The organism is Microbacterium paraoxydans, from assembly GCF_900105335.1.
GTDB lineage: Bacteria > Actinomycetota > Actinomycetes > Actinomycetales > Microbacteriaceae > Microbacterium > Microbacterium paraoxydans.
This window is the reverse complement of the sequence record NZ_LT629770.1, coordinates 803,628-817,104: the sequence shown is the minus strand read 5'-3', so window position 1 is coordinate 817,104 and position 13,477 is coordinate 803,628. Positions and strand designations below refer to the sequence as shown.

Sequence of the window (13,477 nt, the reverse complement as noted above, 5' to 3'; positions counted from 1 at the left end):
CCACCATGACCGACACCGCCACCGTCTATCGCAACGCCATCGTCTTCGACGGGCGCGCGGATGCTCCGGTGCAGTCCGCGTTCGCCGTGCGCGGCGATCGCATCCTCGCCGTCGGCACGGAGGCGGAGGTCCACGCCGCGGCAGGTGAGGGTGCCGCCGTCGTGGACCTCGGCGGGGCGTTCGTGATGCCCGGTGTCATCGAGGCGCACGCGCACCTGGCGATGTTCGGCCACGCGCAGGGCAAGGTGCAACTCCGCGACTGCACCTCGGTGGCACAGATCCAGCAGCGGCTGCTCGAGGCACGGGCGATGAACCCGGACGCGACGGTCATCGAGGGGGTCAGCTGGCTGTTCGACGCTCTGCCTGACGGCGTCACCCAGCCGACCGGGGCGATGATCGACGAGGTGATCGACGACATCCCGGTCTTCCTCGACGCGAACGACCTGCACAGCACCTGGGTGAACACAGCCGCGCTGCGCGCCGCCGGCATAGACCGCGACACCGTCGACCCGATCGGCGGCCAGGTCGTGCGGGACGACGACGGAGAGGCGACCGGGTTCCTGCTCGAGACCGCGGCGATGGATCTGCTCGCGGACTATCTCGACGGCATCCGGACCGAGGAGGAGGTCGACGGCCACCTCGAGCTCGCCTTCGGCGCGTATCTGGCGGCCGGCGTCACCGGTGCCGCCGACATGGGGATGACAGAGCAGTCGATGGCGGCGCTGCGGCGTCGGCTCGACCGCGACGGTCGGCTGCCGTTCCCGGTCACCGCGCACTGGTGGCTGAGCTCCACCGGCGATCCGGCAGCCGATCTCGCCCAGGTCGAGCGTGCGGTGCAGCTGCGTGACGAACTCGATGCCACGGGCACGCCGTGGCTGAAGGTCGTCGGGGTGAAGTTCATCCTCGACGGCGTGATCGACGCGTGCACCGCCGCGATGGTGCGCCCGTATGCCGACGGCTCGAACGCCGACCCGATCTGGAGCCGCGAGGCCGCGACGCCGGTCGCGATCGCCGCCGACCGCGCCGGCCTGCAGCTCGCGATGCACGCGATCGGAGACGCGGCGAGCGCACTGGCCGTCGACCTCGTCGAGGCCTGCGAGCGGGCTAACGGCACCGACATCGCCCGCCGCCCGCGCATCGAGCATCTGGAGTCGGTCGCGCCCGAGACGGTCGCACGGATGCGCGCGCACGGCATCGCGGCATCCATGCAGCCGGTGCACTGCGACCCCGCCATCCTGGACAACTGGATGGCGATGCTCGGCGATCAGCGCGCTGAGGACGGCTTCCCGTGGAACTGGTTCCGCGACGTCGACGTTCCCGTCGCGCTGGGTACCGACGCCCCCACCGCACCCCACGAGGCTCTGCACAACCTGTTCATCGCGATGACCGGGCGATCCTCGATCGACCGCGCGCTGCCGCCGTACCACCCCGAGCGTGCGTTCACCGCCGCGCAGGCACTCGCTGCGGCGACGTCCGGCGCGGCCCACGTCGGCGCGATCGACGACGCCTACGGCCGGATCGCGCCCGGCTTCTTCGCGAACGTCGCCGTGCTGGACATCAACCCGCTGTCCGCGCCGACCGACGACCTGCTCACCGGTGCCGTGCTGCTCACCCTCGTACACGGCGAGGTCGCCTACCGGCGACCATGAGCTCCCGCTCCTGAATCCCGAACGCCCCCTGCACTGACGCAGGAGGGTGCCCGTCCTGGAAGGACCGTCATGTCCGACACATCCGCCACCCCCGCTCCTGGTGCCGTCGCGCCCGGATCCGAGTCCGATTTCGTCGACTCCGCCAGCACCCCCGAGACCCGGGGCATCGAACTCATCGACGACGCCCAACGGCACGGGAGAGCCCGCGATCTGTTCTTCGTCTGGAGCGCTCCGGGCGTCAGCGTGCTGAACATCACGGTCGGCGCCTCGATGACGCTCGTGCTAGGCCTGGAGATCTGGCAGGCGCTGCTCGTGATCCTGGCATCGAGCGCGCTCGCTCTGCTGCCGGGTATCGTCGCCATCTCCGGACCGGCAGCCGGCACCTCCGGCTCCGTGGTCCAGCGAGCGATCTACGGTATCCACGGCAACAAGATCGTCATCGCGTTCTACGGCTGGTTCATCTCGGGCGTCTTCCTCGCGCTGAACTGGGTGGCGGCGTCGTTCATCGGCGGCGAACTGCTCGTGCGGTGGGGCTTCCCCGATCCGATCGCGGCATCGATCCTGGTGGCGGTCGTGGTCTCGACGATCACCGTGATCGTCGCCGCGTACGGTCACGCCCTCATCCTGAAGGCCTACCTGGCGATCTCGATCGGGCTGTTCGTGATCTTCGCGCTCGTCATCGGCTTCCTCGCGCCCGCGCTGGATTGGGGGTTCGCGCAGCCCGAGCCGCTCAGCGGGCTGCCGCTGTGGGTGAGCGTCACGATCGCGTTCGCGCTGATGGCATCGTCGCCGCTGTCGTTCAGCAACAGCGCCGACATGGCCCGCTATCTGCCACGCCACACCAGAGCGTCCGGCATCATCGGCGCGACCGCGCTGGGACAGCTCTTCCCGGCGGTGCTCATCACCGCCTTCGGCGTCGTGCTGGGCGGTTCCATCGGGCCGGACAGCCTCGCGAACGGCATCGAGTACTCCCTGCTCGAGAAGCTGCCGGTGTGGCTCGCCCCGCTGTTCGTACTCGGCGTCCTGGTTAACTGCATCTCGCTCAACGGCATGACGACGTACACGGCGAGCATGGCCCTGCAGTCGATCGGCGTGCCGATCCGCCGCATCCCCTCCGCGATCCTCATCGGTGCGCTCGGCTGCGCGTTCACGATCGTGCTCGTCGTGGCATCCGACCTGATCAGCGCCGTCAACCTCATGCTGCAGTTCCTGCTGATCATCTCCGTGCCCACGATGGGCGTCTACGTCGCCGACATCGTCCTGCGCCGCAACCGCTACTGCGGTACCGACCTGTTCGACGAACGGCCCGGCGGCAGGTTCTGGTACACCGGCGGCTTCGGCCTCCCGGGTCTCGTCTCCGTGGTCACCGGTGGCTTCGCCACCGCGATGTTCCTGTCGACGACCGTGTGGACCGGCCCGCTCGGCGCGGCGCTGGGCGGGCTCGACCTCTCGGTGCCGGTCGGACTCCTGGTCTCGGTGGGCCTGTACGCCGTGCTCGCAGGACGGACGGTGCGCGCGCAGATCGGGGGCTGAGCCCGGCGGCCTCCGCGATTGCTCTCTTCAGGCTCGGGCGTCAAGGGGGGCGCGGTGCCGCCGTCCCCCGTCCTACCGTTCCCCCATGGCTATCGAACTGAACCGACCGGCGCTGAAGCTCGCGCGCTCCCTCGTCCGCGACGGCAAGGTCGTGCGGGACGAACGCGACGACTGGTCCGAGGCGGCGCCCAGCGCGGAAGACGAGAACCGCTTCATCGACGAGCACGGATGGACGGAGTTCGCCCACTGGCACCTCGGCATCGACAAGAGCGAGAACCCCGAGACGAAGAAGGCGTACAGCTTTCCGTTCGGCGACTTCCGGAAGGTGCGCCGCTCCGGAGTGATCTCAGGGGAGAGCCGCGCCGGACAGTATGACCACGAGGAGATCCGCGACGAGTTGCGGAAGCTCCTCGAGCTCATCGACTCCGAGGAATGACGCCGCGCGTCCGTATGCTCGTCCCAAGGCTGTTTCGATGACGACGGGGTGGGGCATGGTCGATGACACCGGCAGGGACGACACGGACGCGAGCGGCGAGACGGAGGACGACCTCCCGTACTACACACCGCCGTTCGGCAGGGAAGAGGTCCCCGGGTTCCTCGACCGACTCGTCGCCCACCTGCTCGCGGGAGAGACGCGCGAGGCCTTCACGTTCGAGGGGGTGGAGGTCGAGGAGTCGCAGGGCGTCTGGCTGCTCCCGCTCGGCGGCTACGACCCCGACGCCGACGAGTCGCTGCAGCCGAACCCGCCCGCGGACCTCGTGGTCCCCGAGGGCGGATTCGCCGCCTACGCGGAGGAGTGGACGGAGGGCGTGCGCCGGACGCTGCACGAAGCGTGGGGTGCGCCGATGGTCCGGAAGCCGTCGCTCGTGGGGGAGAACCAGGATCCGGAGGGCATCCTCGACGTGGTCCTCGTCTCGGTCGGCATCCCGGAGGCGGAGATGTGGGACCGCGGCGATCTGTACTGCGTGCTGGTCACGAACTGGGACACCGAACCGCGGCAGAGCATGCTGCGCCAAGCGATGGTCGTACTGCCGCGGGAGTACGCCGTCGGCAGCCTCAGCGCGCTCCTGCCCGAGGAGGACATGCACAACGACCTCCTCATGAACGGCGAGCATCCGCTCGAGCTCCGACGCCGCGCCTGGCTGCTGAGCACACTGTTCGGCGCCGGGGAGGTGCGGCTGCGCGACGTCGACACCCCGGCGTCCCGCTTCAGCCTGCAGTCGCGCAGCGGGGTGACGACGGTCTGGACGTTCACGGACGACGGCCGCATCCTCGTCCTCATCCAGGACCCGACGTCGACGTTCGCGGACGAAGCGCCGGCGCAGTTCCTCGCGGAGGTGGCGCAGCAGCACGGCGGCGATGCGGCGGATGCCGCGGATCCGTCCGAACGGGAGGCGGACCTGGCGGAGGCCTGGCTGATCCTGGCCGCGCGCATGCTCGACAGGGTTCCGGACGACCTCCGCGCCCTCATCGCCGCCCGAGGCGAGGACGCCCGCGGCGAGGTCGCGGAGCACGACCTGGAGTTCCGCATGCTCGGCGACGAACCCGTGCCGGTCATCACCGGCGCGGTGTGGTTCGACGGGGAGCACTGGTGCGTCTCGCCCTCGCTCATGGAGATCGGCCGCCGCAACGACTTCGGCATGGACGACTTCGGCTTCGGCGCCGCGGTGCGGCAGCCGTATCGTCTCGGCGGCGCCCTCACCGTCGACGAGATGTCGCGGGAAGGGGACGAACGACGCACCTGGTTCGAGCGGGTCTTCGCCGCGTGCCCGTACCCGGAGCAGGACCGCCCGTCTGACACGGACCGCCTCGGCTACGCGGTGCCGACGAACGGCGACTATCACGACCTCGTGGCGGACATCGAGCGCGTCACCAGAGCGTGGTGGGAGCGCTCGCCGGAGGACGCCGACTGGGCGGATCGGACGTTCGAGATCGGCGGACGCGGGCTCCGCGACGACCACGGTCGGGCGCTCCGCGTCGTGCTCGCGTCAGGGGAGGGGTGGACGGTCGATGCGCTGCAGGCCTGGGCGGACGACCTCATCGGCGTCATGAGCGAAAGGTGGGGAACGGCCGGGGAGATCCATGCTCGCAACGAGAAGACCGGGATCGATCGCCGCAGCCCGCTCACCCGCGTCATGCGCGCCACGGGACTCCTCACCGCGCCGCTCTGGTGGGTGAACGGCCATGCGGTCGCTGTGGTCGCCGGAACGCCCGATCCCTCGTACGGCGACGACCCCGAGGTCATCATCGTCATCGCGCGACCGGACGCCGTGCTCGACCTCGCGCGCGGGAGCAACCCATGGGAGCTCCGCATCCGCGCCCGGATCATCTCCGACGTCTCCGCCCTCGTGGGCGGCGCCCCCGCGTCCGGACCCTTGCCGTGGAACGGCCCGCCGCTCGCCGGCTCCTCCCTCGTCCCCAATGCGATGCGCGGCGGCTTCCGCACCGGAGACCACTTCTGGACCTGGTACTTCACCCACGACGGGCGCGGCCTCCTCCTGTCCCATCCGACGGGTCCCGACGCCGCCGCCCGACCCGAGCCCTCCTTCGAGGAACAGGTCGCCCTGTTCTGCGGCGTGCCCGACGACCTGCTGTCGCTCGTGGTCGACCGAGACCCGGGAGGGTTCTTCCCGGTCGTGCATCGCGGGGCCTCGGCCCCTGGCTCCGCTGGGACCGAGAACCTCCTCGCCGGCGCGGCAACCCTGCCCGCCGTGCACGCGGTGTTCTGGCGGGACGACGTCGACTGGCGCGCCTCGGAGGGGATGCTGCAGCGGGTCCGTGACGCCCTCGACCCGGACGATGTGGACACGACGAACCCCCTGGAGACCATCTACTCCGAGGCCCTCGGGGTGCCGCAGCTCCAATGGGCACTGCGGATGGGGGAGCGCATGGGGCCGCCGACCCTCCTCGATGCGTCGTACGCGAGCTTCGTCTTCGATCGGGTGCCCGAGCGGGAGGAGATCGAGCACATCTACGCGGGCCTCGGGGTGTTCCCCGATCTCGCACTCACCGGCACGCTCAACGACCTCCTCGACGTCGTCGTCGATGCTCCGGGGTACCGGTTCCTCCTCGATGCCGCGCTCAGCAACCCGCACCCCCAGCGCCGCCGCGAGCTCGCGCTCTGGCTCTTGGACCAGCGCCTCGACGCGTCATCCTCCCTGTCGTTCCTGAGCCCGGTCAACGTCCTCTTCGCCAACCCCACGCTGGGCGCGGAGGATGAGCCGGTGCTGCGACGCCTGCTCGAGCGGGGCGCGATCCCGGGCCCGACACCCGTCGCGACGCTCCCGGAGGGGCATCCGTTCGTGCAGCTGCTGCATCGCGACATCGAGGAGACCGCGCTGGCGCCGCTGGTGCGGACCCTCCTCGTGCACGGTGACGTCGATCCCGCGACGCCCGCTCTCCCCGACGGTCGCAGCTTGCTGGACTTCGCATCCGGCGCCTTCCCGCACGGGCGGTCCCGAGATGCGCTCGCGTCGGCGATCCGAGAGCTCGTCGCGGGCGGCGCCGTGGACACCGACGCCGAGCCGGAGCGATGAGCGCTCCGGAGCCCGGAGCGCGCGTGGACGACGCCGAGCCCTACGCCCGCGCCCTGCGAGCCGTGCTCGACGGGGAGAGCGAGCGCGTCGCCGCCGCGCTGGGGGACCTGCATCGGGCCGCCGTCGAAGCGGAGAGCGGTGTGGAAGCGATCCTCATCGACGTCTTCGTCGACCAGGACGGCGAGGGCCCCTTCGACGTCTGGGCGCGGTTCGACGGGGCCGACGCCTTCGACCTGGACCGGCGGTTCGACGACCAGCGCCACCTGTTCGGTGTGGAGTGGACCGCGGACGGCTGGGAGCCCGCGGTGCCCTCGCGCCCGCGCGGATGGACGCGGGATCGCCTGGAGGAAGCCGTCCTCGTGGTCGTCGCCGAATGGATAGAGGGCCTGCTCCCGACCGGCGCGAGGGAGGGCCTCTTTTGGGTCGGCGCTCCCGACCTCGGCTACGCCTGACGGAGCGCGGACTGCCCCGAGCGGCCCGGCCAGCCGTCGTCCGGTGATAACGTCGGGCTATGAGCGACCGCGTGAGCCTCGAAGCCCTCCGCTATGCCCAGGCCGTCTCGGAGACCCACTCCTTCGGCGCCGCCGCGCGTGCCTACGGCGTGACGCAGCCGGCCCTCTCGACCGGAATCTCCAAGCTGGAGGACCGCCTGGGGGAGCGCCTGTTCGAGCGCTCGCCCCGCGGGGTCGTCCCGACAGCCTTCGGCGCGCATCTCCTCCCGGTCATCGACCGCGCGCTCCTCGCCGTGGACCAGGTCGCTGCCGAGGCCGCGCGCTGGAACCGGTCGGCCGATGCGCGGGTGCGGGTCGGGGTCTCGCCGCTCATGAATCCGGCCATCGTCGCGCGCGCCTACACGGCCGTGTGCGCGCTTCCCGCCTCGCCGGCGCCGCGGCAGCTCGTCCTCCGCGAGGCGAACGTCGCCGACCTGCGGCGTGAGCTCTCCGCCGGGGAGCTGGATCTCATCCTCGTCCCCTCCGTCGCACCGATGCCCCGCTTCCGGCACCGCATCGTCGATGCGGAGCCGGTGGTCGTCGTGGACCACGAGCCGTCACAGGGCGGCGCGGTCGAGCTCAGCGACCTCACCGACACGCCCCTCATCCTGATGCCGGACACGTGCGGGCTGACGACCTTCACCACCGATCTCTTCGACGCGAACGACGTGCCGTTGAGCGCCTACGACGGCGAGGCCGCGACCTATCGGGTGCTCGAGGAATGGGCGAAGCTGGGCCTCGGTACGGCGGTCATCCCACGCTCGAAGCTCGCCTCCCCGGACGCGCCGCATCGCCCGCTGCGTGAACGCGGCATGGACGTGGAGATCTTCTACGAGGCGGTCTGGGACCCTTCCTCCCCGCTCGCCGACGACTTGGCCGACCTCACCGCCGCGCTCTCGCTGGACGCGGTGACTGCCGACTCATAAACAGGGGTTATCACTCGATCACGTGCGCTCGTCTACTCCCGACGGCTGCCGCTTCGTAGCGTGGAGACGAGACGGCACCCGCCGTCCAGGACGGAGAGGAGCCGCACCATGGCCGAGCTCGACAGGGAATTCACCGGACGCACCGCGATCGTGATCGGGGGCACGAGCGGGATGGGCCTCGCCATCGCCGAGCGGATCGGACGCGAGGGGGCCGCGGTCGTCGTGGTCGGACGGCGCGAGGAGAAGCTGGGGGCTGCGCGGACGTCTCTCGTCGGCCAGGGCATCGATGTGACCGTCCTACAGGCCGATCTGACGGACCCCGCGAGCGTGGAAGCACTCCGTGCCCGGCTCGCCGCCGAGCACGCCGATGCCGACCTCCTCGTGAACGCCGCGGGTGTGTTCGCGCCGAAGCCGTTCCTCGAGCACACCGAAGCGGACTACGACGCGTATCTCGACCTCAACCGGGCGACCTTCTTCGTCACCCAGACGGTGGCCTCCGGCATGGTCGCGAAGGGCCAGGGCGGAGCCGTCGTCAACCTCGGCTCGATGTGGGCGCACCAGGCTGTGGCTGCGACGCCGTCCTCGGCGTACTCGATGGCCAAGGCCGGCCTGCACTCGCTCACCCAGCACCTGGGGATGGAGCTCGCGTCGCACGGCATCCGCGTGAACGCGATCGCCCCCGCCGTCGTACGGACGCCCATCTACGAGGGCTTCATCCCGAAGGACGAGGTCGACGGAGTCGTGTCGAGCTTCGACGCCTTCCACCCGCTCGGCCGTGTGGGAACCCCCGAGGACATCGCCGAGGTCGCCGCGTTCCTGCTCTCCGACCGCGCGAGCTGGGTGACCGGTGCGGTCTGGGACGCCGACGGCGGCGTCATGGCCGGTCGCAACTGACGCCGCCTCCTCGCGGAGTTCCGGAACCTAGCTGCTCGGCGAGGTCTCCTCAAGCCCCTCGGCGACTCCGGTTCCAGCCGGGAGACTGGGGCCAGCCCGATCGAAGGAGGAGACATGGAATCGACACCCGACGACGTCGGCGGTCAGCCGTTGCGCGACGGCGACGCCACCACCGAGGCTGACCCGAGCAACGATCCCGCGCAGGCGGAATGGGAGCGCACGGAAGCCCTCGACGACGGTGCGGCACCGGAGGATCTGGAGGAGTCGACCGCCACCGGCCGCGATCCCGACGAGATCCCCGATCCCGACGATGAGGTGCCGGCGGCGGACCTGCCGGGTTCCGCGCCGCAGCCGGAGAGCCAAGGGGAGGATCCGGTTCTCGCCGATCTCGGCGAAGAAGGCCAGGGTGACCTGGGGCCGGGGGACGTCTGATGGCCATCACGTCGATCGTCACCCGCTCGAAGAACGGCCAGTGGGTCAACGAGGTGGAGGGCGCGCCGGAGCTCTCCCGCAGCTACACCAGCCGCGATGAGGCGATCGAGGAGGGGGAAGCGCTCGCCTCCGAGCACGGCGCCCGCCATGAGGTCGAGGAGAGCGAGCCGACCGGCACGATCACCGACGGCGGCGACCCGCACGACGTCTGAAGCCCGGCGGCTGCTCAGCGCAAGATGACGAGTTCGCGCGTCGTGCGGGTCATCGCCACATAGCGGTCGACCGCCCCCGTGCGCCCGGAGCCGAATGCCTCCGGGCGCACGAGGACCACGAGGTCGAACTCCAGTCCTTTGGCCTCCTCCGGCGTCAGTGCCCGGACCCGGGGCCGCGGCACGAAGGTGGGGTCGCCGATGACGGCGGCGACTCCCTCCGGGTTCGTCGCGAGCCACGCCTCCAGCTCCGCGTCTCGCTCGGGCACCGCGCCGTGCCGGATCGGGATGCCGCTCTCCCGCACGGACGTCGGGACGTTGGCGTCGGGGAATGCCTCGCGGATCGTCGGTGCGGCCAACGCCATGACCTCGGCCGGAGTGCGGTAGTTCACCCGGAGCGAGGAGACGCGCACGTTCCGCAGGCCGAGGCGTTCGAGGCGGGCGGGCCACGACTCCGTGAACTTCCGCCGCGCTTGGGCCCTGTCGCCCACGACCGTGAAGCTGCGGGAGGGGCACCGCGCGATCAGCATGCGCCACTGCGCATCGGTGAGCTCCTGCGCCTCGTCGACGACGATGTGACCGAAGGGGCCGGCGAGCTCGTCGGGCGGAAGCGGGGGAGGCGCGTCCGCTCCGGCGAGAACGTTCTGCGCATCCTGACCTCGCAGGATCGACATCACTTTCATCTCGCTGTCGTCGCTCGCGACGAGGTGGTCGACCACTGCCGACATCTGCTCCTGCGCCGCGGCCGCCGCGCCCTGCCGGCGGTGCTGCTCGCGGACGGCCTCGGGGTCGCCGATCCGGCGGTGCGCGGCATCGAGGAGGGGCAGGTCCGGGTCCGTCCAGGGCGCCCCCTCGGCACGGTGCAGCAGGGCGTGCTCCTCGGGCGCGAGGTCGGGCGCACACCGCGCGAGCAGCGTCGGGGACGCCCAGAGCGCGGCGACCACGGCGTCCGGCGTCAGCAGCGGCCACGCCCGTACAAAGGTCCCGGTGAGTTCGTCGTCGTGCCGCAGCCACCGGCGGATCGAGGACTCCGGGACATCCTCGTCGCGCATCTGGTCGACGAGCAGTTCCAGCAGCTCCTCCCAGACCTCGTCGCGGACCTCGTTGTGCGGGGAAGTCGGATCCGCCGAGGCGAACAGCTCGGCCCAGTCCTCTCGGCCGATCCAGAGATCGGCCCACGGCGTCTCGATGCGGAGCGCATGCCGCGGTGGCCGGGTCAGGACGGCGACGGCCGCCCCGATCACCTGGTCCGGGTCGAGACTCTGCTTCAGCTCGGCCACGCGGTGGTCCGGCTCCGTGACCGCGCCCGCGCCCTCGGGAGTGAGGTCGCGCAGGGTGCACAACCTCACCGTGTCCTCGCCGAGACTCGGCAGCACGTCCTCCACATAGCCGAGGTACTGCGGGTTCGGACCCACGAGGAGCATGCCGCCGCCGCCGTTCGTCAGTCGCGGTTCGGCGTACAGGAGGTGTGCCGCCCGGTGCAGGGCGACCACCGTCTTCCCGGTGCCTGGGCCGCCGTCCACCACGAGAGTGCCGGGGGAGGGGGCTCGAACGATGGCGTCCTGATCCGCCTGGATCGTCGCCAGCACATCCCGCATCCGTCCGGTGCGATGCGCGTCCAGGCTCGCGAGGAACGCGGACTGGTCGTCGAGGGAGGCGGCGCCGTCGAGGCCCTCCGGCGACAGCGCCTCGTCCCAGTAGTCCGTGATCCTGCCTCGGTTCCAGCGGTACCGTCGCCGGGAGAGGAGGCCCCGGGGGTCTTCCCAGGTCGCGGCGAAGTACGGTTCCGCTGCCGGAGCCCGCCAGTCGACCAGCAGGCGGGTGCCGTCCGCATCGGACACCCCGGCGCGACCGATGTACACCGGCGGTCCGGCCGCGGGGGTCATCCGGCCCAGGCACATGTCGATGCCGTAGCGCTCCCGCAGGCGCAGCGTCGCGCTGAGGCGGCGGATCTCCAGGTCGCGATGGACCGCCGTGACGCCCGCGTCCGCGGCCTGCTGGCGCACGAGGGCGAGACGAGCGGTCAGGGCGTCGCGTTCCCGGGAGAGGGCGACGCCGAGCCGTCGGAGGTGGACGCGGTCGGCGGCGATGAGGTCGTCTGCGGACTTCGCCGCATGGTCGGCGGACAGGTCAAAAGGGTCGAGCACCGGAGGTCTCCTTCGCGAGGGCATGCGGGGGCACGCGAGCCGTCGATTCTGCCTCTCGAGGGGGGCCTTGTGGCAAGCCCCCACTCCGGCGATATCCTGGAGATGCAGGGAGACGAGGGGACCTCACCATGACCCATCGGATCGGCTACCTCATCGGCAGCCTCGCATCGGACTCCATCAACCGCGTCCTGGCGACGGCGCTCGTGCGGCTCGCCCCGCCGGACCTGGAACTCGTGGAGATCCCGATCCGCGACCTCCCCCTCTACAACCGCGACGACGAACTCGAACCGGTCGCTGCGGTCACCGCGTTCAAGAGTGCGGTCGAGGGGGCGGACGGGCTGCTGCTCGTGTCGCCGGAGTACAACCGCTCCATCCCCGGGGCGTTGAAGAACGCCATCGACTGGGGCTCGCGACCCTGGGGGCACAACTCGTTCGCACGAAAGCCCACGGGCATCATCGGCGCCTCGACCGGAGCGATCGGCACCGCGGTCATGCAGTCGTCGATGCGGAGCGTGCTGAGCTTCCTCAATGCGCCGCAGCTGAACGCCCCGGAGGCGTACATCACGTTCCGGCCCGAGGTGTTCGGCCCCGACGGGCAGGTGCACGACGCCGACACTGAGAAGTTCGTCGCGCACTACATGGAGGAGTACGCGGCGTTCGTCGAGCGGGTGCTGTCGCTCACCGCTCCGGGTCACGTCGGCGACCGGTAGCCGCCGCGCTCGCCGCGTCAGGAGGGCGTGTCCGTCACGAGGTCCGTCACGAGGGCGCTCAACGCCAGGGCGTCGTGGGGTGCGTGCCCGCGGGCGTCGTTGTCGAAGTACACGAAGACGTCGCGCGGCTTCCCGTCGTCGGCTCCGGTCCCGTCGGCCCACCCGCGGATGAGCCTCGCCCACTCCCGCAGCTCCTCCTCGGTGTAGGCGCTGTGGTAGAGCATCTGCGCGCCGTGGAGACGGATGTAGACGAAGTCCGCGGTGAGGGCGTCGAACCGCGGCCACTTCCCGGCGGTGTCGGCGATGACGAGGGAGGTTCCGTGCTCCTGCAGGAGGCCAAGGCTCGACGGGTCGGCGAAGGAATCGGAACGCGGTTCGAGGGCGTAGCGGAGCGGGCGGTCGGCATCGATCTCCAGCCACGTCCGGTCCTGCAGCCGCTCGTCATGCCGCCGGGCGAGGGAGAGAGCCTCCGCCGCCGTCTGCGGGAGGGTGTCGAGGAACGCCTCCACGATCTCGGCGTCGAAATGCTGCCGCGCGGGGAGCTGCCAGAGGATCGGGCCGAGCCGGGGACCGAGGGCGAGGACGCCCGAGGCGAAGAAGTTGGCCAGCGCCTGTTCGACGTTGCGCAGCCGCAGCATGTGGCTGACGTAGCGGGAGCCCTTGACCGCGAACACGAAGTCGTCGGGAACGCTCGCCGCCCACCGGCGGTAGCTCTCGGGCCGCTGCAGCGAGTAGAACGAGCCGTTGAGCTCGACGGTGGGGAAGTGCGATCCGATGTGCTCGAGCTCTCGACGCTGCGGCAGGCCGCGCGGGTAGAAGTCGCCGCGCCACCGGGCGTACCGCCACCCGGAGACGCCGATGCGTACCCGGCCCTGCCCGCTCTTCCTCGTCACGGCCGCCTCCGTCGGGTCAAGCCCCTTGCTGCTGTCGTGCGGCCTCGGCAGGCTGGA

At 70.9% G+C, this 13,477-nt stretch carries 12 protein-coding genes; 10 read left to right on the top strand and 2 right to left on the bottom strand.

Annotated elements, in window-relative coordinates; all coding sequences use genetic code 11:
• Window positions 1–5: 5 nt before the first annotated feature.
• From BLU02_RS04150 to BLU02_RS04110, 9 genes are all read left to right on the top strand, one after another.
• A complete protein-coding gene (locus BLU02_RS04150) occupies window positions 6–1,649 on the top strand; it encodes an amidohydrolase (protein WP_060921129.1) in 1,644 nt (547 codons plus the stop codon).
• A gap of 69 nt (window positions 1,650–1,718) precedes the next feature.
• Window positions 1,719–3,182, top strand: a complete 1,464-nt coding sequence (locus tag BLU02_RS04145) for a purine-cytosine permease family protein (protein WP_060921130.1) — start codon at window positions 1,719–1,721, stop codon at window positions 3,180–3,182.
• A gap of 85 nt (window positions 3,183–3,267) precedes the next feature.
• A complete protein-coding gene (locus BLU02_RS04140; protein WP_060921131.1) occupies window positions 3,268–3,618 on the top strand; it encodes a hypothetical protein in 351 nt (116 codons plus the stop codon).
• Window positions 3,619–3,655: 37 nt separating this feature from the next.
• Window positions 3,656–6,718 carry a hypothetical protein gene (locus tag BLU02_RS04135; RefSeq protein ID WP_157547002.1) on the top strand — a complete coding sequence of 1,021 codons (3,063 nt, stop codon included), beginning with the start codon at window positions 3,656–3,658 and terminating at the stop codon, window positions 6,716–6,718.
• Window positions 6,715–7,170 carry a DUF6389 family protein gene (locus tag BLU02_RS04130; RefSeq protein ID WP_060921133.1) on the top strand — a complete coding sequence of 152 codons (456 nt, stop codon included), beginning with the start codon at window positions 6,715–6,717 and terminating at the stop codon, window positions 7,168–7,170. Before BLU02_RS04135 ends, BLU02_RS04130 begins: the two co-directional genes overlap by 4 nt.
• A 59-nt stretch (window positions 7,171–7,229) precedes the next feature.
• Window positions 7,230–8,135, top strand: a complete 906-nt coding sequence (locus BLU02_RS04125; protein WP_060921134.1) for a LysR family transcriptional regulator — start codon at window positions 7,230–7,232, stop codon at window positions 8,133–8,135.
• 108 nt (window positions 8,136–8,243) lie between these two features.
• Window positions 8,244–9,029 (top strand): SDR family NAD(P)-dependent oxidoreductase, encoded by a 786-nt coding sequence (locus tag BLU02_RS04120; protein WP_060921135.1) that lies wholly within the window; start codon window positions 8,244–8,246, stop codon window positions 9,027–9,029.
• 114 nt (window positions 9,030–9,143) lie between these two features.
• Entirely contained in the window at window positions 9,144–9,461 is a 318-nt protein-coding gene (locus BLU02_RS04115) for a hypothetical protein (RefSeq protein ID WP_060921136.1), read from the top strand.
• Window positions 9,461–9,673, top strand: coding sequence for a DUF2188 domain-containing protein (locus tag BLU02_RS04110; protein ID WP_060921137.1), 213 nt, complete (start codon window positions 9,461–9,463; stop codon window positions 9,671–9,673). The genes BLU02_RS04115 and BLU02_RS04110 overlap by 1 nt, the downstream gene beginning before the upstream one ends.
• Before the next feature lie 14 nt (window positions 9,674–9,687).
• Here the strand turns inward: BLU02_RS04110 and helR are convergent, their stop codons facing one another.
• Entirely contained in the window at window positions 9,688–11,817 is a 2,130-nt protein-coding gene (helR, locus tag BLU02_RS04105) for an RNA polymerase recycling motor ATPase HelR (RefSeq protein WP_231919636.1), read from the bottom strand.
• Between the two features lie 128 nt (window positions 11,818–11,945).
• On the opposite strand from helR, the gene BLU02_RS04100 reads away from it, so the two are divergent.
• Window positions 11,946–12,527, top strand: a complete 582-nt coding sequence (locus BLU02_RS04100) for an NADPH-dependent FMN reductase (protein ID WP_060921139.1) — start codon at window positions 11,946–11,948, stop codon at window positions 12,525–12,527.
• Window positions 12,528–12,544: 17 nt separating this feature from the next.
• Here BLU02_RS04100 and BLU02_RS04095 read toward each other — a convergent pair whose 3' ends face one another.
• Window positions 12,545–13,420: a DUF72 domain-containing protein gene (locus tag BLU02_RS04095; protein WP_060921140.1), complete on the bottom strand. Its 876-nt coding sequence runs from the start codon at window positions 13,418–13,420 to the stop codon at window positions 12,545–12,547.
• Window positions 13,421–13,477 lie beyond the last annotated feature (57 nt).

Coding starts and splice junctions, on each gene's coding strand:
- BLU02_RS04150 (WP_060921129.1), top strand. CDS start 6: ATGACCGACACCGCCACCGTCTATCGCAACGCCATCGTCTTCGACGGG.
- BLU02_RS04100 (WP_060921139.1), top strand. CDS start 11,946: ATGACCCATCGGATCGGCTACCTCATCGGCAGCCTCGCATCGGACTCC.
- BLU02_RS04125 (WP_060921134.1), top strand. CDS start 7,230: ATGAGCGACCGCGTGAGCCTCGAAGCCCTCCGCTATGCCCAGGCCGTC.
- BLU02_RS04130 (WP_060921133.1), top strand. CDS start 6,715: ATGAGCGCTCCGGAGCCCGGAGCGCGCGTGGACGACGCCGAGCCCTAC.
- BLU02_RS04135 (WP_157547002.1), top strand. CDS start 3,656: ATGACGACGGGGTGGGGCATGGTCGATGACACCGGCAGGGACGACACG.
- BLU02_RS04140 (WP_060921131.1), top strand. CDS start 3,268: ATGGCTATCGAACTGAACCGACCGGCGCTGAAGCTCGCGCGCTCCCTC.
- BLU02_RS04120 (WP_060921135.1), top strand. CDS start 8,244: ATGGCCGAGCTCGACAGGGAATTCACCGGACGCACCGCGATCGTGATC.
- BLU02_RS04145 (WP_060921130.1), top strand. CDS start 1,719: ATGTCCGACACATCCGCCACCCCCGCTCCTGGTGCCGTCGCGCCCGGA.
- BLU02_RS04115 (WP_060921136.1), top strand. CDS start 9,144: ATGGAATCGACACCCGACGACGTCGGCGGTCAGCCGTTGCGCGACGGC.
- BLU02_RS04110 (WP_060921137.1), top strand. CDS start 9,461: ATGGCCATCACGTCGATCGTCACCCGCTCGAAGAACGGCCAGTGGGTC.